Consider the following 19,289-nt stretch of genomic DNA (forward strand, 5'->3'; position numbering starts at 1 on the left):
TGACCAGGCTCACGGACAACGCCCACTGCCCATTAAAGCGCCAGGCGAACGCCCCGGACTTCGCTCTGCCAGCGCGATGGTTTACCATGCAGGCAATTGCGGTGCATGGCACCCCCACCCAGGCGCCAGGCGCCGCCGTCATCGGATACTCCTTTCGAGCAACATGAGCACATCAGCGCACCCGGCCAGCGGGCCCACGTTCTACTTCCACGACTACGAGACCTTCGGCATCAGTCCGGCCAAAGACAGGCCGTCGCAGTTTGCGGGCATTCGCACCGATGCGGATTTCAACATCATCGGCGAGCCGCTGGTGATTTACTGCAAGCCGCCGGCAGATTACCTGCCGGAGCCGGAAGCCTGCCTCATCACCGGCATCACGCCGCAAAAGGCGATGAAGGACGGCCTGTGCGAGGCGGATTTCATCCGTCAGATCCACGAGCAGTTCGCCGCCCCGGGCACCTGCGTGCTCGGCTACAACAGCATCCGCTTCGATGACGAGGTGACCCGCTACACCCTCTATCGCAACTTCTATGACCCCTATGCCTACGCCTGGCAGAACGGCAACTCCCGCTGGGACATCCTCGACATGCTGCGGGCCTGCTACGCCCTGCGCCCGCAGGGGATAGAGTGGGCCCTGGACGACGAGGGCAAGCCGAGCTTCAGGCTGGAGAAGCTGACGGTGGCCAACGGCGTGGCCCACGCCAACGCCCACGATGCGCTCTCGGATGTGCTGGCCACCATCGAGATGGCCAGGCTGGTGAAAAAAGCCCAGCCCAAGCTCTTCGAGTACCTCTTTGATCTTCGCAACAAGAACAAGGTGAAGGCCCTCATCGACGTGGTGACCATGAAACCCCTGGTGCACGTCTCCGGCATGTTCTCCCCCTGGCAGGGGTGCGCAAGCTGGGTGTCGCCGCTCGCCTGGCACCCCACCAACCAGAACGCGGTGATCATGGTGGATCTGACCCGTGACCCGACTCCGCTCATCGAGCTCTCCTGCGAGGAGATCCGCGAGCGCCTCTACACCAGAAAAGAGGAGCTGGGGGATCTGGCCGGCATTCCGGTCAAACTGGTGCACATCAACAAGTGCCCGGTGCTGGCCCCGGCCGCTACCCTGACGCCGGAGCGGGCGGACGAGCTGGGCATCAATCGGGCACAGTGCCGCAAGAGCCTGGATCTGCTGCGGGCCCACCCCGAGGTGCGGGAAAAACTGGTGGAGGTGTTCAACCAGGAGTTTGCCGGCAGCACCGACGGCGACCCCGACACCCAGCTCTACGCCGGTTTCTTCGGCCACGGCGACAAGTCCACCATGGATCTGGTGCGCGCCACCCCGGCGGATCTGCTGGGGGAGCGGGAGTTTGCCTTCACGGATCCCCGTCTGCCCGAGATGCTGTTCCGTTACCGCGCCCGCAACTGGCCCCACACCTTGAGCGAAGCGGAGCAGAAGCGCTGGCGCCTGCACTGCAGCGACTACTTCAGCCGCCGCCTGCCGGATTATGTGCCGCGCCTGGAAGCCCTGGCGGAACAGAACCAGGGGAACGAACGGAACTTTGCGATTCTAAAGAGTCTCTATCACTACCTTGAAAATCTGTGAGATGTGAGCCGTTTCACAGTTAAAAACCGATGCGTTTCCCCGGCTCGCGACATAATGGGCAGGGAGCCCAAGCTCCTGATAGTGTGAATATTTAGATGCGCTGGCGGCATGGATGCCGTGCTTTCGACTGTTGGGGAACTCTCGTTTTATGCGTTCAGCTCTGCCTGCTTTGACACTCGTCGCCTGTGCCCTGCTGCCCCAGGCCGCCCTCGCTGGCGCCCGGTTCGAGGTGCCAGACTACCTCTTGCGCCTGCCGGAGCAGACCTACCGGCTCATCGAGCGCAATTTCAGCACCCTCTACCAGCAGACCGACTTCACCCCGCAAATCACCAACAGCTATTTCAACCACTCGGATCTCTACCGCTTCGCCGGCATTCCCCTGGCCATCACGCCGCAAAACGGCTTCCAGATGGAGGTGTTCGGCCAGCTCTACAACAAGTCGTCCCAGATCTATGCCCAGATGAGCCAGGATCTCTCCCTCTATCGCACCCTGCGGGTGGACATGATGGGGGATCAGAGCGACGAGATCGCCATCGGCATGGGGCTCGGCATCCCCCTGACAACTCGCCTCACCGTCAAGGCGCTCGCCTCCAGCAACGAGATCCCGGGCTATGGCTCCGCCAATTACGCCATCGGGATGGAGTGGCACTTCTAGAGACCATTTCGCCACATAAAAAAGGCTCCCGAGGGAGCCTTTTTGTAGTGCAACGCCATCAGGGGTAGCGGATCACCGCCCCCTGCCCCCCTTGCAGCACCAGGGTGCTCCCCAGGGGCGTCTCGTCCCAGAAGTCCGTGCCCCCCGGCGTCAACGGGAACTCGCAGGCGTGCTCCCCCCAGTTGAACAGGCAGAGCAGCTCGCCGCCCTCGGGCAGCGCCACCCGCCCGCGCTCGAATGCCATCCCCTCGAAGCGGGCCGCCGGGGTGCGAGCGGCGCTCAGGGCGAGCAGCTTGCCAAGGCGCGCCCCTTGCGTCTCGTCCAGATCCTGCAATCTGTCCCCCGCCAGCACCATGCCACCGCTCGCCACCAGGGCGGCCAGGTGGAAGTCGTACTCGGCGCGGCTCCCGTGCTGGCCCGGGATATCCCGCAGGCAGACGCAGTCGGGGTCCAGCACCCAGAGCCGCTCGTGCTGCCAGGCGCGGCAGAAGGCTTCTCGCGCTATCTGGCGAAAACGGGGGCCCTGGCGCTCCACGTCATCGCTCACCCGCATGCCGTGCACCAGGCCGAGGCTCGGCCACAGCGGCGCATTGCAGCCGAGCAGGAAGGCCCCCTCCCCGGCGCCGCGCAGGATGGCGGCCATTCCGCGCCGATAGGCCTCCACCCGGGTGGCGGCGGGGTCGTGGAAGCGCCCACCGTGGATGGCCCCCCAGAAGTTGGCATCGAGCTTGAAGTAGTTAATGCCCCACTGGGTACGCAGGGTGCGAAATACCTGCTCCAGGTGCGTCTGCACCTCGGGGTGGGTGCCATCCAGCACGTACCAGGGGGTGCAACGCCAGCCCCCGTAGGTGACCCGCTCCGAGGGGAGCGGCAGGCCATCCTCCCCTTTCACGAACCAGTCAGGGTGATCCTGGAACACTTGCGAGCCGGGCTCGGCGATAAAGGGGGCGACCCAGAGCGCAGGCTCGCAACCGGCGGCGCGGATCTCCCCTGCCAAGGCCGCCACCCCCTCCTCGAACTTGGCAGAAGGGGTGAGCCAGTCCCCCATCTTCCCCTGATAGCCATCGTCTATCTGCACGTAGCGCAGGGCCGGGAAACGCTCGGCCCGCACCGCCAGGTTCTCGCGAATGTCCGCCGCGCTCACGTTCGCGTAATAGTGATACCAGGAGCACCAGCCGCTCGGGCGCGTGGGCACCTCCCCCACCAGGGAGCCGTGCTCGGCGGCGATATGCTGCGCCAGCGTCGCGAGCAGGGCCTCCCTGTCCGGCCCCTCCAGGCAGATCAGCGCCTCGCTCTGCCAGTGCGCACCCGGCGCCAGGGTGCGCCCTTCGGTGTTCATCACGATCTCGAGGCGCCCGTCGGGATGGAGGCGAAACTCCCCGCCAAAGCGCTGGCAGCTCGCAAAGGCCAGCAGCAGCCAGCCCCCCTCCTGCGCCACCAGCAGCAGGTTGTGCACCGTGTGGTAGCCATGGTCGGCGGTGATGCGATAGACAGACGCATCGGGGCAGCGGCCCAGGTGCTCGGGGGCATTCCAGCGTCCCCCGGTCTGGGCCAGCATCTGGAACCCCTCTCCGTAGATGGCCGCGTCGGGCGCAAGTCCGAGATCCCCCTCAAACAGCCGCCAGTGGTGGACGGCCTCGGACTGCTTCCCGGTGTTGTCGAGCCTCACCCGGCAAAGCGGCCCCTCCCACTGGCGGGTTTGCAGCAGGGTGTCAGGGAGGGCGGGATCAGCGGGCAGTTGGCGCAACCGGGCCAGGAGAGAGGGGGTCGACATGGGAACTCCTTCTTGTGAATGGGGATGAAGCCGGGGCCATTGTATCCCCTGCGGGCCAGTTGACCCTGTTCCCTCCCCCCCGTGCCTGTTAAACTGCGACCTTGCTCACACTTGCCAAGATGAGGCCCCCGTGCTGCTGCAACGCACCCTGCGCTACCTTCGTGATTTTCTGGTCATCATCGCCTGTCTGCTGGCAGGCAAGGCCGTGGCGGCCATCCTGCCCTTCGCCTTCCCCGGCAGCATCATCGGCATGCTGCTGCTGTTCGTGCTGCTCTCCTTGCAGATCGTCCGCTTCTCCTGGGTCGAGCTGGGGGGCGGCCTGCTGCTGCGCCACATGGGGGTGCTGTTCGTGCCGGTGTCGGTGGGCCTGGTGGCCTGGCTCGAGCCCCTGCGCCAATCCTTCGGTCTCATCATGCTCTGCGTCGTGCTCGGCATCGTGCTCATCCTGGGCGCGGTCGGCCACCTCTATCAAAGGATGAACAAGCCATGATCCTCTGGTTCGCCCTGCCCCTCACCTCACCTTACCCTGTCATCACAAGGATGCAGCCATGATCTTCTGGTTGGCCATTCCCCTCACCCTGGCCCTCTATTTCATGACCCGGGCCCTCTACCGCCGCCTGCCCTGGCCCGTCATCAATCCGGTGCTGATCCCCACCGCCGTCATCATCGGCCTGCTGCTCTGGCTCGATCTGCCCCTGGATCAGTACCAGCAGGGGGCCTCGCCCCTGACCGCCCTGCTGGAACCCGCCGTGGTGGCCCTGGCCCTGCCGCTTTACCAGCAGGCACGCCAGATCCGCGACAAGCTCACACCCATCCTGGCCTGTACCCTCACCGCGGTGCTCATCTCGGTCTGCACCACCCTGGGGGTCGGCCACCTGATGGGGGCGGATCCGGCGCTGCTCGCCTCCATCGCCACCAAGTCCATCACCACGCCGCTCGCCATGAGCGTCAGCCAGTCCCTCGGCGGCATTCCCGCCATCGCCGCCGCCGTGGTGGTGGTGGTGGGGATCCTGGGGGCCCTGGTGGGCTATCCCCTGCTCAAGCTGATGCGGGTCACCGACCCCGAGGCCCAGGGGCTCGCCATGGGAGCCTGCGCCCACGCCATCGGCACCGCCGCCTCCGCCGAGCAGGGGGTGACCCAGGGCGCTTTCTCGTCGCTGGCCATGGTGGTGTGCGGTGTGCTGACCGCGGCCATCGCCCCCCTGCTGTTCGCCCTCTACCACTGGCTGGCCTGATCCCCGTTGCCATGGCCGCCCCTGCGGCCATGGCCTCTGTGCCCTTTCACCGTTTCCATCCGATACCCTCGCCTCCCTGATGCCGGGAGCTGGCGCACAGATTGCGAAAGACAAACGTTTCCTTTACCATCCCCGCCCCTTTGCCCATCAAGGCGTGAGCGCGCTCACACAATTCGCCGCGCTTGCTCCCTACAATGGCCCCCCAATTGGCCTTTGAGGACACAGTATGCATCCCCGCTTTGCCAAGCCATTCGAGACCCTTTCCGCCCCGCTCCAGGCCGCCCTGCTGCCCATGCTGGGGGACGATTTCCAGGCCCGTTTCACCCCGGACCAGGTCGCGACCCTGAAGGCCGCCACCGGGCTGGATGACAGGGCCCTGCGTCTGGCCTTGCTGCCGCTGGCGGCCGCCTGCTCGGTGGCCCCCATCTCCAGGTTCTTCGTCGGCGCCATCGCCTGCGGCCTGAGCGGCACCTGGTACTTTGGCGCCAACATGGAGTTCGCGGGCCAGGGGCTGTTCCACTCGGTCCATGCCGAGCAGTCCGCCATCTCCAACGCCTGGCTGGGTGGCGAGACCGGGATCTCCGAGATCACCGTGAACTACACCCCCTGCGGCCACTGCCGCCAGTTCATGAACGAGCTGAGCACCGCCAAGACCCTGAAGGTCTCCCTGCCGGACGATCTCAGCGAGCTGCAATCCTTCCTGCCCCACTCCTTCGGCCCCGCCGATCTCGAGATCACCGATGCCCTGATGAGCCCCCAGGCTCACGACGAGCTGGTGCTCGAGAGCGACGACCCCCTGTGGCAGGCTGCACTCGCCGCCGCCCGCCAGAGCTATGCCCCCTACAGCCAGGGCTATGCTGCGGTGGCGCTGCAGTTCGAGGACGGGCGCATCTTCTGCGGCCGCTATGCCGAGAACGCCGCCTTCAACCCGAGCCTGCCGCCGATGCAGATGGCCTGCGCCCACGCTGTGCTGGGTGGCGAGGATCTCGCCACCGTGCGCCGCGCCGTGCTGCTGGAGAGCAAGGATGGCCAGATCAGCCAGCGGGACTCCGCCCAGTCCACCCTGAAGGCGCTGGGCTCGGTCGAGCTTGAGTACAAAGCCGTCTGACCCCGGCATCCGCCAACGGGAAGGGGAGCTGCGGCTCCCCTTCTTGCTCTCTGCGGCTCTCATCCTGCCCCTCACCCCCTTTCTCTGCGCCTCTGGCGCCGTGCATCAGATGCCCCCCTGCCCCATGTGAGGGCGACCTCCCTCCGATAACCTTATTGGCAGACCTCCTCTGCGGTGGCGGGAAGCCCAGGTTAAGGGGTCAATGCCCCGCCCCCGCCCCTTGCGACCCCCGTGTGTGACCCCAAGATGCATTTGCCAAGCCACTGGGATCCCGCCTTTCCATGGATTTTGCAAATACCTTTCCCTGCCGTTCCCCCGACGCGGGGCGGTATGGCGGTGGCGGGAAGCCCAGGTTAAGGGGCCAATACCCCGTCCCCGCCCCTGGCGGCCCCCGTGTGTGACCCCGAGATGCATTCACCAAGCCACTGGGATCCCGCCTCTCCATGGATTTTGCAAATACCTTTCCCTGCCTGTTCCCTTGATGAGGGGCGGTATGGCGGCAGCGGGAAACGTCGGGGAAGGGGTCAATGCCCGCCCCCGCCCCTGGCGGCCCCCGTGTGTGACCCCAAGATGCATTTGCCAAGCCACTGGGATCCCGCCTCTCCATGGATTTTGCAAATACCTTTCCCTGCCGATTCCCCCGACGCGGGGCGGCATGGCGGCGGGAAACCTCGGGTAAGGGGTCAATGCCCCAGCCCCCTGTCGGGTTGCTTCCCCCTGAAATACAGCGGGGGAGCCACTGGCTCCCCCGACTGTCATTGATGTGGCCGATATGGCGGCGCCGGTCCCTGTCAGGACTCCCACAGGATGCGCTGGCTGCCGGACCAGCGCTCGCCGATGTCCGCGTATTTTTGTTCCAGCAGGTGGCGGCGGATCTTCATGGTGGGGGTCAGCACCCCGTTCTCGATGTTCCAGGGGCTCTTGACCACCAGGATGCCCCGCAGGCGAGCATGGGATTCCAGCTTGTCGTTGACCCGATTGAGGGCAGCCTCCAGTTGGGCCTCCACCCCGGCCTTGTCCCCCTTCATGGCGCTCTCGGCGAGCTGCACCAGGGCGACCGGCTGCGGCATGCCGTAGCCGATGACGCAGAGCTGCTCGATGATGGGCTCCTGCCCGAGCATCCCCTCGATGGGCACCGGGGCCACGTACTTGCCCTTGGCGGTCTTGAAGACGTCCTTCATGCGGCCGGTGATGGTGAGGTAACCCTCCCTGTCCAGCTTGCCCATGTCACCGGTGTGCAGCCAGCCCTCGGCGTCGATGGCCTCTGCACTGTGCTCGGGATCCTTGTAGTAGCCCACCATCATGCCGTCGCAGCGACAGAGGATCTCCCCCTCGTCGGAGATCTTGATGGTCACCCCGGGCCCGGCCTTGCCGACGGTGCCTATCTTGTCCGCCCGGAACGGGTAGTTGAGGGTGGAGTAGGCGTGGTTCTCGGTCATGCCCCAGGCCTCGGTGATATGGATGCCGATGCTGTAGTACCACTCCAGCAGCGCCGGGGCCACCGGCGCCGAGCCGCAGCCCAGCACCCGCGCCTGATCCAGCCCCAGCCCCTTTTGCAGCTTGCTCTTGATGAGGCTGGAGACGAGGGGGATCTTGAGCAGCAGCGCCAGCTTTTTCTGGGGCAGCTTCTCGTGGATCTTGATGCGGAACATGGCCCAGAGCCGCGGCACCGAGATGAAGACGGTGGGACGGCAGCGCTTGACGTCCTCGATGAAGGTGTCGAGGGATTCTGGGAAGGCGATGGTGGCACCGCTGAACAGGCTGCCGCCGTAGATGTAGACCCGCTCCGTGATGTGGGCAAGGGGCAGGTAGGAGAAGCCGCGATCCTCGGCGGTGAGGGAGACCGCCTCCACCAGCTTCTCGCAGGACCAGGCGTAGCGCTCCACGCTCAGCATGGCCCCCTTGGGCTTGCCGGTGCTGCCGGAGGTGTAGACCAGGCTCAGCAGGGCATCCGGCGCCTGCACCGGGCTGTCCGGGATGGGGTCGTATTGCGCCAGCAGATCGTCCCACTGGTGGGCGGCCGGCATGGTGTCGTAAGGCAGGGCGATGCGCAGCAGATCCCCGGGCACCCCCGCCTCCTGGCTCTTCCAGTCGTCCAGCTTGCCGACGAAGATCGCCCTGGTTTCGCTGTGGCGCAGCACGTATTCGATGGTGTCGACGTTGGCGGTGGGGTAGATGGGCACGCTCACGTATCCCCCCATCTGCATCGCCAGATCGGCGATGAACCACTGGGCGCAGTTCTTGGAGAGCAGCGCTACCTTGTCACCGGGCTCCAGGCCCAGGGCGCGCAGTGCCGTCACCATGCGCCGCGCCTCGTCGGCAACCTCACCCCAGGTGAAGTCGACGTATTCGCGGTGGATGGTCTGACGCAGATAGATTCGGTCGGGACACTGCCGCTCCCAGTGATAGAGCATCTCGAGCGGCAGTCTGGTGGCAATGCGTGAGGTGGAGGCCATGGTTTAATCCCTGAAACAAAAGGCGAGCCTCATTATTAACCTTTTGATAACACTCAGGGAAGCAGATTACTTAAACTTGTGTTTGAACTGCGAATGGGATCAAGCTTCCGCCTGGGCCTGCAGACGCTTCCACATCTCCTGCACCAGCACCTCGTCCTGCTCGGAGAGCTCACCTTGCAAGATGGCCTCGTTCAGGCTGCGCAGCACATAGCTCTTGACGTCCCGCACCAGGGTCTTGCCCTCCAGCTCGGCGCGCGCCACCGCAAGGGAGATGTGCCCTCGCAGATAGCCACCCGCAAACAGCTCGTCTTCGCTGGCCGTGGCGACCATGGCGTCGATCAGTCCCAACAACTTGTGTTCAAAATCGTGAATCGTCATTTAACGCAGCCTCATTTCCGGGGTTGCCGGCAAAAAATTCGGGGAGTGGAACCGCGATCCGGTTGATCGCGGCTCTCTGGCGCCAGGCCAGCCGCATCCTTGATGTCCTATTCCGGGTTGGCCACCGGGTAGATGACCTGATCCTTGTATCCCGTGGTTATGCGCAGATAACCACTCAACGACCGGTTCAGTGCCGGATCGTCGGTGTCCACCAGCAGCGGACGGCCTTCTAGCGCCGCCAGCTTGGCTTTGGTGGCGAGCACCTGGATATGCTCGCGCCCGACGGCCCGGATCACGTCTGGACTCAATTGCTGATTTCCGCGCCCGAACAGATGTCCCTGACCGCCGATCAGGGTGATGATCAGACGGCAGCGACGGCCGCGGATCCGGGTCAGGATCTCGGCGGCGCTGAGATCCTGCCCGATAAGCCGGCCATTTTCCACCAGATCCACACCGAGCAAGGTATTTTCCAGACCCAGCTCCCCCATGCAGGCGGCCACCGTGCTCCCCGACCCCATCAGGTAGAGGGTATCGGGCTCCATCTGCTCCACCACACCGGCGGCAAGATCGGCGAGCACCAGCTCCTCGGACTCCCGTCCCCCCTGCTTGACCGCCTGCACGTAGCGCAGATCCCCGGGCACCAGCAACTGGCCGTAGTGGCGGGCGCGCACCTTGCCGGCGCGAAACGCCTCCTCGTCGATGTCCATCACCTCCGCATCCACCAGGCTCAGGAGCTCCCCTGCGATCATTCTGGCCGCCACCCGGCCACTCGCCGCCGGCGTCACCCCGTAGACCCCGGAGTGGATCTTGCACCCCGCCGGGATGCCGAGCACATGGCAGGACTCCCCCACCGCCGCGCAGATGTCACGGGCGGTGCCATCGCCACCGGCGAAGAGCAGCAGATCCACCCCGGCATCGCGCAGGGCCAGGGCGGCAGCCCGGGTGTCCTCGGCGCTCGTCTGCGCCCCGGCAGGCCGATGGACGATGCGATGGGGCAACCCCAGCTCGGCGGCGAGGTCGGCCCCCATCTCTTCGGCCACCGTCAGCAGCTCGAATGGGGTGGTCAGCTCGCACAGGGGCAACAGGGCCTGGCGAGCCCGCTCCCGGGCCTTGGGGACGGCCCCGCGCGCCAGCGCCTCGGCGACCATGCCGTCACTGCCCTTGAGACCGACGGCCCCGCCGATGCCGGCGACGGGGTTGATGATGAGCCCTAATCGAAACATGTTTCCCTCCTGTTGGATCGCCGCCATTTTTATCTTTTCCCGCCACTGGGACAAGCCATGACCCCCTGCTAAAATGCGCGGCTTCTACCTCAATCACTGTTCAACCAAGGTTCAATCATGCTGGAATGGATTGCGGACCCCTCCGCCTGGGTCGCGCTCGCCACCCTGACCCTGCTCGAGATCGTGCTCGGCATCGACAACATCATTTTCATCTCCATCCTGGTGGGTCGTCTGCCGGAAGCCCAGCGCCAGAAAGCGCGCATCCTGGGGCTGGGGCTCGCCATGGGCACCCGCATCCTGCTGCTGCTCTCCTTGGCCTGGGTGATGCGCCTCACCGAGCCCCTCTTCACCGTGCTGGGGGAAGCCATCTCGGGACGGGATCTCATCCTGCTGGTGGGGGGTCTGTTCCTCATCGCCAAGAGCACCCACGAGATCCACCAGAGCCTGGAAGGGGCCGCCGAAGAGGCGGGTGTGGTGAGCAAGACCGCGGGCTTCCTGTCCACCCTAGTGCAGATCGCCATCCTCGACATCATCTTCAGCCTGGACTCCGTCATCACCGCCGTGGGCATGGCGGATCATGTCCCTGTCATGGTGCTGGCCATCATCATCGCCGTCGGCGTCATGATGTTTGCCGCCAAGGCCATCGGCGACTTCGTCGATACCCACCCCACCATCAAGATGCTGGCCCTCTCCTTCCTTATTCTGGTCGGGGTGGCGCTGATGGCCGAAGGGCTGGATCTGCACATTCCCAAGGGTTACATCTACTTCGCCATGGCCTTCTCGCTGGTGGTGGAGATGATCAACATCCGCCTGCGCGGCCACCAGGAGCGGGCCAAGTAAACCGCGACCTGCCGAGAGATGGCCAAACAAAAAGCGCGACCCAGGGTCGCGCTTTTTTATTGCCCCGCCAACGGGGCGCCTTGGGCTCAGAGGGCGTTGCGAGCGGCCACGGCGTCCGCCAGGTTGCGCAGCAGCACCTCGGTATCGGCCCAGCCGATGCAGGCGTCGGTGATGCTCTGGCCGAAGGTGAGCTCGCACCCGTCCACCAGATCCTGACGCCCTTCCACCAGGTGACTCTCCACCATGACGCCGAACACCGCCTTGCTGCCGGCACGCAGCTGACCGGCCACGTCCTCGGCCACCAGCATCTGGTTCTTGAACTGCTTGCTGCTGTTGGCGTGGCTGAAGTCGATCATCACTTTCTGGGGCAGACCGGCCTTGTCCAGACCACTCACCACCTCATCCACGTGACGGGCGCTGTAGTTGGGCTCGCGGCCACCGCGCAGGATGATGTGACAGTCCGGGTTGCCAGCGGTCGAGACGATGGCGGAGTGGCCGTACTTGGTCACCGACAGGAAGTGGTGCGGGGCGCTGGCGGCGCCGATGGCATCGATGGCCACCTTGATGGTGCCGTCGGTGCCGTTCTTGAAGCCCACCGGGCAGGAGAGACCGGAGGCCAGCTCGCGGTGTACCTGGGATTCGGTGGTACGGGCGCCGATGGCACCCCAGCTCATCAGATCCGCCACGTATTGCGGGGTGATCATGTCGAGGAACTCGGAGGCGGTCGGCAGCCCCATGTCGTTGAGATCCAGCAAGAGCTTGCGACCCAGGCGCAGGCCGTCGTTGATCTGGCAGCTGTTGTCGAGGTAGGGGTCGTTGATCAGCCCCTTCCAGCCCACTGTGGTACGGGGTTTTTCGAAGTAGACCCGCATCACGATCTCCAGCTGATCTTTCAGCTCGTCGCGCAGCACCTTGAGGCGTTTGCCGTATTCCAGGGCGGCGACCGGATCGTGGATGGAGCAGGGGCCGATCACCACCAGCAGGCGATCATCGTCGCCGGCCAGGATGTTGTGGATGGCCTGACGGGATTCAAACACGGTGGCCGAGGCGGTGTCGGTCGCCGGAAACTTCTCAAGCACCGCAACCGGGGGCAATAACTCTTTGATTTCACTGATACGAACGTCGTCGGTTTGATGCTGCATGACCAAGTTTCCTGCTAGATGACTGCGATAAAGAGATCTCAATCTAGCCCTGTGCCGGGTCGGTGTAAATAGAAAATTACATTCTTCGACAAGGAATTTTATTATCGCACCTTGCAAGTTTGCATAATGCTGCTAGGAGGCATGAAAAAAGCGGGGGGCAGTGATGAAAAGGCCCGCACGAAGCGGGCCGAAAGGGCTCAGGCCTGACTGACGCTGGCCAGCTTGTCGAAGTAGTCCGGGAAGGTCTTGGAGGTGCAACCCGGATCATTGATGGTGACCGGCGTATCGGAGAGTGCCACCAGGGAGAAGCACATGGCGATGCGGTGATCGTTGTAGGTGTCGATGGCCGCGTGGGTCAGCTGTGCGGGCGGGATCACGGTGATGAAGTCGTGCCCCTCCTCCACTTCCACGCCCAGCTTGCGCAGCTCGGTCGCCATGGCGTGCAGGCGGTCGGTCTCCTTCACCCGCCAGTTGTAGATGTTGCGGATGGTGGTGGTGCCCTCGGCAAACAGCGCCGTGGTGGCGATGGTCATGGCCGCATCCGGGATGTGGTTCATGTCCATGTCGATGCCGTGCAACGGCCCCTGCTCGGCCTCGATGAAGTCATCGCCCCAGGTGATGCGGGCCCCCATCTTCTCCAGTACGTCGGCGAAGTGGATGTCCCCCTGGATGCTGTGCTTGCCGATGCCGGTAACCCGCACCTTGCCCTTGATGGCGCCCGCCGCGAGGAAGTAGGAGGCGCTGGAGGCATCCCCTTCCACCAGGAAGTCCCCCGGGCTGACATAGGTCTGGTTGCCCTTGATGTAGAACACCTTGTAGTCGTCGTGCTCGATGACCACCCCGAACTGCTTCATGATGTGCAGGGTGATGTCGATGTAGGGCTTGGAGACCAGCTCCCCCTTGATGTGGATGCGGGTGTCGCCGGCCGCCATGGGGGCCGCCATCAAAAACGCCGTCAGGAACTGGCTGGAGACGGAGCCGTCGATGTGGACATCGCCACCCCAGAGCCCCTTGGCATCCACCACCAGGGGCGGATAGCCATCTTTCTTCAGGTACTGGATGTGGGCACCCGCTTCGCGCAGGGCATCCACCAGGTGACCGATGGGGCGCTCTTCCATGCGCGGCTCGCCGCCCAGGGTGTACTCGCCGGAGCCCAGGCACAGGGCGGCGCACAGGGGGCGCATGGCAGTACCGGCATTGCCGAGGAACAGGTTGACCGGTGCCGAGACCGCGAAGCTGCGACCCAGACCGTGCACGGTGCACTCGGTCTTGTCGGCGGAGAGCTTGTACTTGACGCCGAGCTGGGTCAGCGCCGCCAGCATGTGGCGGATGTCATCGCTGTCGAGCAGGTTGGTCAGCCGGGTGGTGCCCCGGGCCAGGGCCGCCAGCAGCAGGGCCCGGTTAGAGACACTCTTGGAGCCGGGCAGATTGACCACCCCGGCCACGCTAGAAATGGGTTCCAAACGCAACGAATTCATAGACTTCCTGTTCGATCTCAATTAAATCACCTGACCGGACGTTAACAGCCCGCGTCCCCCGCGGCAAGTTCGACAGTGGCACGACCGCGGGAGAGGGCGGCCTGGGTCAGGATGGGTCTGAAAAACAGACGCCGGGGAGTCCCCGGCGTCTGGCAATGGGGAGACACGCCTCAACCGTGGCGTTTGGCAAAGTCATCCATAAAGCTGACCAGGGCCTTGACCCCTTCCAGGGGCATGGCGTTGTAGAGGCTGGCGCGCATGCCACCGACGATGCGGTGTCCCTTGAGGGCCAGCAGACCGGCCGCTTCCGATTCCGCCAGGAACAGCTTGTCCAGAGCCTCGTTCTTCAGCTGGAAGGGCACGTTCATGCGGGAGCGGCAGGCCACATCCACCTTGTTGCCATAGAAGCTCGACTGATCGAGGTAGCCGTAGAGGAAGTCGGCCTTCTCCTTGTTGCGTGCTTCCATCGCCGCCAGGCCACCCTGCTCCTTGAGCCACTCGAACACCAGACCGGCCAGGTACCAGGCGTAGGTGGGGGGCGTGTTGAACATGGAGTCGTTCTTGGCGGTGAGCTGGTAGTCGAAGATGGACGGCACATCGGCGCGGGCCTGGTTCAGCAGGTCATCGCGCACGATGGCGATGGCCAGACCAGAGGGGCCTATGTTCTTCTGGGCACCGGCGTAGAGGATGCCGAAGCGGCTCACGTCGAGGGGACGGGAGAGGATGGTGGAGGAGAGATCCGCCACCAGGGGCACATCGCCGGTTGCCGGGATGTCGAACATCTCGATGCCATCGATGGTTTCGTTCGGGCAGTAGTGCACATAGGCGGCATCGGCGCGAAACGCCGGCGTCGGCAGCAGGTGGGAGACCCCCTGCTCGTTCTTGGCCACCCCCTGGAAGGTCTGGATGTCACCGTATTTCTGGGCTTCATCCACGGCGCTCTGGGCCCAGACGCCGGTCACCAGGTAATCCGCCTTCTTGTTGGCGCCACCCAGCAAGTTCATGGGCACGGCGGAGAACTGGCCGCGGCCACCGCCGTGCATGAAGAGCACCTTGTAGTTGTCCGGCACCGCCAGCAGGTCGCGCAGGTCCGCTTCGGCCTTCTCGGCGACCGCCATATAGGGCTTGCCGCGATGGGAAAGCTCCATGACCGAGGCTCCCAGCCCCTGGAAATTACAAAATTCGCGCTGGGCGCGCTCCATGACTTCAACCGGCAACATGGCGGGGCCGGCGCAGAAGTTGTAAATCTGTTTGCTCATGACGCTTTCCGTGAATGGATGTGTGTGATCGGTGACTCGAACGTTTTTACACGACAGCCCCCCGTGGGGGCAAAGGCTTTTTGGGATCCAGCGCAACCTTTTGCCCTGGCGCCACCGGGCACCCATCAGACAAAAGCCCTGAACGGGCCAGGGCTTGCAGAGAATATGCATGGAAACGGGGGCGAGACAGCACGGACGGCTTTCTTCGCCCCTTTGTGGCAAATTTACAGCTTGGCGGTGAGCTCCGGCAGCAGGGTGAAGAGATCCCCCACCAGACCGTAGTCCGCCACCTGGAAGATGGGGGCCTCGGCGTCCTTGTTGATGGCGACGATCACCTTGGACTCCTTCATCCCCGCCAGATGCTGGATGGCGCCCGAGATGCCCACCGCGATGTAGAGCTCGGGGGCCACCACCTTGCCGGTCTGCCCCACCTGCAGGTCGTTGGAGACATAACCCGCATCCACGGCGGCCCGCGATGCCCCGACGGCAGCCCCCAGCTTGTCCGCCAGAGCGTCGATGAGGGCAAAGTGCTCTTTCGAGCCGAGTGCCCGCCCGCCGGAGACCACCACCCGGGCCGCCCCGAGCTCGGGTCTGGCGGAGCGCACCGCACGCCGCTCGATGAGCCGGGTACGGCAGCGCACCTCGGCCACCGGCAGCGATTCCATCACGGCACGCTCCTCCCCGGACCCGGCCTTGGCGAACGCGGTGGGCCGCACGGTGAGCACCTTGACGGGGGCGCTGCTCGCCACCCGGGCGATGGCGTTGCCCGCATAGATGGGACGCAGGAAAGTGTCGGGCCCCTCGATGCCGGTCACCTCGGCGATCATCTCCACTCCGAGCCTGGCCGCCACTCGCGGCAGCAGATCCTTGCCCTGGCTGCTGGCCGCCATCAGGCAGTGCTGGTAGTCCCTGGCCACCTCGGCGAGCAGTCTGTCGACCCCGTCGTTGAGCCCCTCCGCCAGCATGGGATGTTCCGCCAGCAGCACCCGGTTTACCCCCGTGAGGGCGGCGGCCTGTTCCCCCGCCTCCGTCAGCCCCTGCCCCAGCAGCAAGAGATGCACCTCGCCCCCCAGGCGCCCCGCCGCCGTGACCAGCTGGGCCAGGTTGTCGGCGATCCGCCCCTGATGATGTTCCGCAATCACAAGTACGCTCATGGCAGCACCTTCATGTCATCCATTGATCCCTTGCTCCCCTGGGCCGCTGCCCCATGCATGGCGCTCACGCCTGCGGGAGGCATCCCTCTCATGCACCTGCCCATCAGAGCACCCGGGCTTCGTGCTTGAGCTTGTCCAGCAGCTCGTCCACCGAGCCCACCCTGATGCCGGCGCTGCGCACCGGCGGCGCCATCACTCCGAGCTGCCGTGTCTGGCCGGCCGGCGCTACCCCGAGGGCGGCGAACGGCTGGCTCTCCAGCGGCTTGCGCTTGGCCTTCATGATGTTGGGGAGGGAGGCGAAGCGCGGCTCGTTGAGGCGCAAGTCCACGGTCACCACGGCGGGCAGCCCCATCCCGAGGGTCTCGAGGCCACCGTCTATCTCGCGGGTCACTTGCAATTCCCCCTCCACCAGCCTGATGGCGGAGGCGAAGGTGGCAAGCGGCCAGTCATTGAGGGCGGCGAGCATCTGCCCTACCTGATTGTTGTCCGAATCGATGGACTGTTTGCCGAGCAGCACCAGGTCGGGCTGCTCCTGCCCGCACACCGTTTGCAGGGCCCGGGCCACGGTGAGCGGGGTCAGGGTCTCGCCGGTAACATAGTGCAGCGCCCGATCCGCCCCCAGCGCCAGGGCATGGCGCAACTGCTCGGCCGCAGCCTCGGGGCCGAAGGTCACCACCACCAGCTCGGATGCCACGCCGGCTTCCCGCAGCCTGACCCCCTCCTCCACCGCGATTTCACAAAACGGGTTGATGCCCATCTTCACATTGGCGAGCTCCACATCGGAGCCATCCCCCTTGACCCGGATCCTGACGTTGTAATCAACGACCCGTTTGACTGCGACCAGCAGCTTCATGGCGGTCATCCCTCATACCTGTTGTGTGGGTCCACCTTGTCGTCACTCACTTTTCTGCTGACAAAGTGGTTTACGTTTACGTAAACTACCAGCACTACCCTAGGCCAAGTCGAGCGCAGAGGCAAGATGGAACGCGAAGCAATGGAATTTGATGTCGTCATCGTCGGTGGCGGCCCGGCAGGCCTGAGCGCCGCCATCGCATTGAAGCAGCAGGCCCCGGCCCTCTCGGTCTGCCTGCTGGAGAAGGGGGCCGAGATCGGCGCCCACCTCATCTCCGGCGCCCTGCTCGATCCCGTCGCCCTCAGGGAGCTGCTGCCAGAGAGCTGGCAGGAGGCCCCCCTCGGCGTGCCGGTGACGGATGATCAGGTCCATCTGCTGCAAAGCGACAGCCGCTCCCTGCAACTGCCCCACTGGGCGGTGCCACCCCGCATGCACAACGACGGCAGCCACATCATCAGCCTCGGCACCCTCTGCCGCTGGCTCGGCAAGCAGGCCGAGGCCCTCGGAGTCGAGATCTACCCGGGCTTTGCGGCGAGCACCCTCATCGTGGAGGAGGGCCGGGTGCGCGGGGTGGTGACCGGCGATCTTGGCCTCGACAAGGAGGGCAACCCCAAGCCGGATCACGTGCCCGGCATGGCCCTGTATGGCCGCTATACCCTGTTTGCCGAAGGGGCGCGCGGCCACCTCGGCAAGCAGCTGATCGCCCGATTCCATCTGGAAAATAGCGCCCAGCCGCAGCATTACGCCATCGGCTTCAAGGAGTTGTGGCAGGTGCCTGCGGGACAATCCCATCCTGGGCGGGTGCTCCATGGCAGCGGCTGGCCCCTTGGTGAGGGAAAGGGCAACAAGAGTCAGGGGGGCTTTTATCTCTATCATCTGGCCCAGGATCAGGTGGCGGTCGGCCTTATCGTCGATCTCAACTACCAGAATCCCTGGCTCAGCCCCTTTGACGAATTCCAGCGTCTCAAGCACCACCCCCTCATCGCGGCAACGTTGCAGGGGGGCGAGCGCATCAGCTACGGCGCACGGGCCATCGCCAAGGGGGGCTGGCACTCATTGCCGCGCATGCACTTTCCCGGCGGCCTGCTCATCGGCTGTGACGCGGGCACCCTGGACTTCTCCCGCATCAAGGGGATCCACACTGCCATGAAGTCCGGCATGGTGGCGGCCGCGACGGTCGCCATGGCACTGCGAGGAGGGGATGAAGGGGGACGGGATCTGGCCGAGTTTCAGGACGCGCTGCTGCAAAGCTGGCTGACCCGGGAACTGAAGAGGGCCCGCAACGTTGGGGCCGCCCTGCACCGCTTCGGCCCCTGGCTCGGCGGCGCCTTCAACTGGCTGGAGCAGCGACTCTTTGCCTTGACCTCTCCTTTTACTCTGCTGGACAAGGAGCCGGATTACCGCCAGCTGCGCCTGGTCAGCCGTTGCCAGCCCATCGACTACCCCAAACCCGACGGCAAGCTCAGCTTCGACAAGCTCTCTTCCGTCTATCTGGCCAGCACCAGCCACGACGAGGATCAACCCTGTCACCTGACCCTTCAGGACGCGCGCATTCCGGTCGAGGTCAACCTGCCCACCTGGGCCGAACCCGCCCAGCGCTACTGCCCGGCGGGGGTGTTCGAGATCCTCGATGGGGATACCCGGCCAAGGCTGCAGATCAACGCTGCCAACTGCATTCACTGCAAAACCTGCGACATCAAGGATCCCAGCCAGAATATCGTCTGGACGCCGCCCCAGGGTGGCTCGGGCCCCAACTATCCCAATATGTAACAGGCTTGCCCACGCAAACCAGAGCAGATAACAAGGAGACGCAGCCCCGGAACACCGCACGGAGACCGTTTCCTGCGCTTGGCCGGGGGCTGTCGCAGGGCGACCAGCAACCCGTCATTCCCGCCGGTGAGCCCGGACCCTCCTCCACTCCAGGGCGAACAAAGGAGGCGACGTCGGGATCGCCCGTTTCGAGGTCGGCGTGGCTGATCCGACCTCGCCGATTTTTTGAGCGAACAGGCTGAACCCCCGATGAATAGGCCCTGACAAGCGGGTCCCGCCCCTGTATAGTTCGCCGCATTCAGGTTGTCCATCGGCCTCGTTATGCTATTTCATGGGATCGCTTTCCGTGCGATCTAAGGCCGCATGAACCTGT

Annotated in this window: 16 protein-coding genes; 7 read left to right on the forward strand and 9 right to left on the reverse strand. The window is 64.8% G+C overall.

Annotated features, from left to right (window positions below):
* The first annotated feature begins 163 nt into the window (after positions 1-163).
* On the forward strand, positions 164-1,591 hold the full coding sequence (gene sbcB / locus AB5Y59_RS01925) for an exodeoxyribonuclease I (RefSeq protein WP_342040744.1): 1,428 nt from the start codon (positions 164-166) through the stop codon (positions 1,589-1,591).
* Positions 1,592-1,739: 148 nt separating this feature from the next.
* Positions 1,740-2,246 carry a hypothetical protein gene (locus tag AB5Y59_RS01930; RefSeq protein ID WP_039038881.1) on the forward strand — a complete coding sequence of 169 codons (507 nt, stop codon included), beginning with the start codon at positions 1,740-1,742 and terminating at the stop codon, positions 2,244-2,246.
* Between the two features lie 58 nt (positions 2,247-2,304).
* Here AB5Y59_RS01930 and AB5Y59_RS01935 read toward each other — a convergent pair whose 3' ends face one another.
* Positions 2,305-4,020: a glycoside hydrolase family 36 protein gene (locus AB5Y59_RS01935; protein ID WP_368211376.1), complete on the reverse strand. Its 1,716-nt coding sequence runs from the start codon at positions 4,018-4,020 to the stop codon at positions 2,305-2,307.
* 130 nt (positions 4,021-4,150) lie between these two features.
* Between AB5Y59_RS01935 and AB5Y59_RS01940 the strand changes: the two genes are divergently transcribed.
* The 3 genes from AB5Y59_RS01940 (at position 4,151) to cdd (ending at position 6,363) form a co-directional block, all read left to right on the forward strand.
* Positions 4,151-4,510, forward strand: a complete 360-nt coding sequence (locus AB5Y59_RS01940) for a CidA/LrgA family protein (protein ID WP_368211378.1) — start codon at positions 4,151-4,153, stop codon at positions 4,508-4,510.
* A gap of 58 nt (positions 4,511-4,568) precedes the next feature.
* On the forward strand, positions 4,569-5,255 hold the full coding sequence (locus AB5Y59_RS01945) for an LrgB family protein (RefSeq protein WP_368211379.1): 687 nt from the start codon (positions 4,569-4,571) through the stop codon (positions 5,253-5,255).
* A gap of 226 nt (positions 5,256-5,481) precedes the next feature.
* Entirely contained in the window at positions 5,482-6,363 is an 882-nt protein-coding gene (gene cdd, locus AB5Y59_RS01950; protein WP_010674459.1) for a cytidine deaminase, read from the forward strand.
* Between the two features lie 791 nt (positions 6,364-7,154).
* On the opposite strand, the gene AB5Y59_RS01955 is transcribed toward cdd, so the two are convergent.
* From AB5Y59_RS01955 to AB5Y59_RS01965, 3 genes are all read right to left on the reverse strand, one after another.
* A complete protein-coding gene (locus tag AB5Y59_RS01955; protein WP_368211381.1) occupies positions 7,155-8,819 on the reverse strand; it encodes an AMP-binding protein in 1,665 nt (554 codons plus the stop codon).
* Between the two features lie 99 nt (positions 8,820-8,918).
* The gene (locus tag AB5Y59_RS01960; protein ID WP_010674457.1) at positions 8,919-9,197 is read right to left on the reverse strand and encodes a YfcL family protein; all 279 of its coding nucleotides are present in this window, start codon (positions 9,195-9,197) and stop codon (positions 8,919-8,921) included.
* Between the two features lie 107 nt (positions 9,198-9,304).
* Positions 9,305-10,420 carry an ATP-NAD kinase family protein gene (locus AB5Y59_RS01965; protein ID WP_069652588.1) on the reverse strand — a complete coding sequence of 372 codons (1,116 nt, stop codon included), beginning with the start codon at positions 10,418-10,420 and terminating at the stop codon, positions 9,305-9,307.
* A gap of 117 nt (positions 10,421-10,537) precedes the next feature.
* On the opposite strand from AB5Y59_RS01965, the gene AB5Y59_RS01970 reads away from it, so the two are divergent.
* Positions 10,538-11,260, forward strand: a complete 723-nt coding sequence (locus AB5Y59_RS01970) for a TerC family protein (protein ID WP_010674455.1) — start codon at positions 10,538-10,540, stop codon at positions 11,258-11,260.
* Between the two features lie 86 nt (positions 11,261-11,346).
* On the opposite strand, the gene aroG is transcribed toward AB5Y59_RS01970, so the two are convergent.
* From aroG to AB5Y59_RS01995, 5 genes are all read right to left on the reverse strand, one after another.
* Entirely contained in the window at positions 11,347-12,402 is a 1,056-nt protein-coding gene (gene aroG / locus AB5Y59_RS01975; protein WP_041212942.1) for a 3-deoxy-7-phosphoheptulonate synthase AroG, read from the reverse strand.
* A gap of 197 nt (positions 12,403-12,599) precedes the next feature.
* A complete protein-coding gene (gene aroA, locus AB5Y59_RS01980) occupies positions 12,600-13,880 on the reverse strand; it encodes a 3-phosphoshikimate 1-carboxyvinyltransferase (RefSeq protein ID WP_041212941.1) in 1,281 nt (426 codons plus the stop codon).
* A 170-nt stretch (positions 13,881-14,050) separates the two neighbouring features.
* Positions 14,051-15,139, reverse strand: coding sequence for a 3-phosphoserine/phosphohydroxythreonine transaminase (gene serC / locus AB5Y59_RS01985; RefSeq protein WP_010674452.1), 1,089 nt, complete (start codon positions 15,137-15,139; stop codon positions 14,051-14,053).
* Between the two features lie 224 nt (positions 15,140-15,363).
* Positions 15,364-16,293 carry an electron transfer flavoprotein subunit alpha/FixB family protein gene (locus AB5Y59_RS01990; protein ID WP_042017251.1) on the reverse strand — a complete coding sequence of 310 codons (930 nt, stop codon included), beginning with the start codon at positions 16,291-16,293 and terminating at the stop codon, positions 15,364-15,366.
* A gap of 103 nt (positions 16,294-16,396) precedes the next feature.
* The gene (locus AB5Y59_RS01995; protein WP_368211383.1) at positions 16,397-17,146 is read right to left on the reverse strand and encodes an electron transfer flavoprotein subunit beta/FixA family protein; all 750 of its coding nucleotides are present in this window, start codon (positions 17,144-17,146) and stop codon (positions 16,397-16,399) included.
* Positions 17,147-17,272: 126 nt separating this feature from the next.
* Between AB5Y59_RS01995 and AB5Y59_RS02000 the strand changes: the two genes are divergently transcribed.
* On the forward strand, positions 17,273-18,916 hold the full coding sequence (locus AB5Y59_RS02000; protein ID WP_368211384.1) for an electron transfer flavoprotein-ubiquinone oxidoreductase: 1,644 nt from the start codon (positions 17,273-17,275) through the stop codon (positions 18,914-18,916).
* Positions 18,917-19,289 lie beyond the last annotated feature (373 nt).

The organism is Aeromonas sp. s10, assembly GCF_040907975.1.
GTDB classification, from domain to species: Bacteria; Pseudomonadota; Gammaproteobacteria; order Enterobacterales; family Aeromonadaceae; genus Aeromonas; species Aeromonas caviae.

Coding starts and splice junctions, on each gene's coding strand:
- sbcB (WP_342040744.1), top strand. CDS start 164: ATGAGCACATCAGCGCACCCGGCCAGCGGGCCCACGTTCTACTTCCAC.
- AB5Y59_RS01930 (WP_039038881.1), top strand. CDS start 1,740: ATGCGTTCAGCTCTGCCTGCTTTGACACTCGTCGCCTGTGCCCTGCTG.
- AB5Y59_RS01935 (WP_368211376.1), bottom strand. CDS start 4,020: ATGTCGACCCCCTCTCTCCTGGCCCGGTTGCGCCAACTGCCCGCTGAT.
- AB5Y59_RS01945 (WP_368211379.1), top strand. CDS start 4,569: ATGATCTTCTGGTTGGCCATTCCCCTCACCCTGGCCCTCTATTTCATG.
- cdd (WP_010674459.1), top strand. CDS start 5,482: ATGCATCCCCGCTTTGCCAAGCCATTCGAGACCCTTTCCGCCCCGCTC.
- AB5Y59_RS01955 (WP_368211381.1), bottom strand. CDS start 8,819: ATGGCCTCCACCTCACGCATTGCCACCAGACTGCCGCTCGAGATGCTC.
- AB5Y59_RS01960 (WP_010674457.1), bottom strand. CDS start 9,197: ATGACGATTCACGATTTTGAACACAAGTTGTTGGGACTGATCGACGCC.
- AB5Y59_RS01965 (WP_069652588.1), bottom strand. CDS start 10,420: ATGTTTCGATTAGGGCTCATCATCAACCCCGTCGCCGGCATCGGCGGG.
- AB5Y59_RS01970 (WP_010674455.1), top strand. CDS start 10,538: ATGCTGGAATGGATTGCGGACCCCTCCGCCTGGGTCGCGCTCGCCACC.
- aroG (WP_041212942.1), bottom strand. CDS start 12,402: ATGCAGCATCAAACCGACGACGTTCGTATCAGTGAAATCAAAGAGTTA.
- aroA (WP_041212941.1), bottom strand. CDS start 13,880: ATGAATTCGTTGCGTTTGGAACCCATTTCTAGCGTGGCCGGGGTGGTC.
- serC (WP_010674452.1), bottom strand. CDS start 15,139: ATGAGCAAACAGATTTACAACTTCTGCGCCGGCCCCGCCATGTTGCCG.
- AB5Y59_RS01990 (WP_042017251.1), bottom strand. CDS start 16,293: ATGAGCGTACTTGTGATTGCGGAACATCATCAGGGGCGGATCGCCGAC.
- AB5Y59_RS01995 (WP_368211383.1), bottom strand. CDS start 17,146: ATGAAGCTGCTGGTCGCAGTCAAACGGGTCGTTGATTACAACGTCAGG.
- AB5Y59_RS02000 (WP_368211384.1), top strand. CDS start 17,273: ATGGAACGCGAAGCAATGGAATTTGATGTCGTCATCGTCGGTGGCGGC.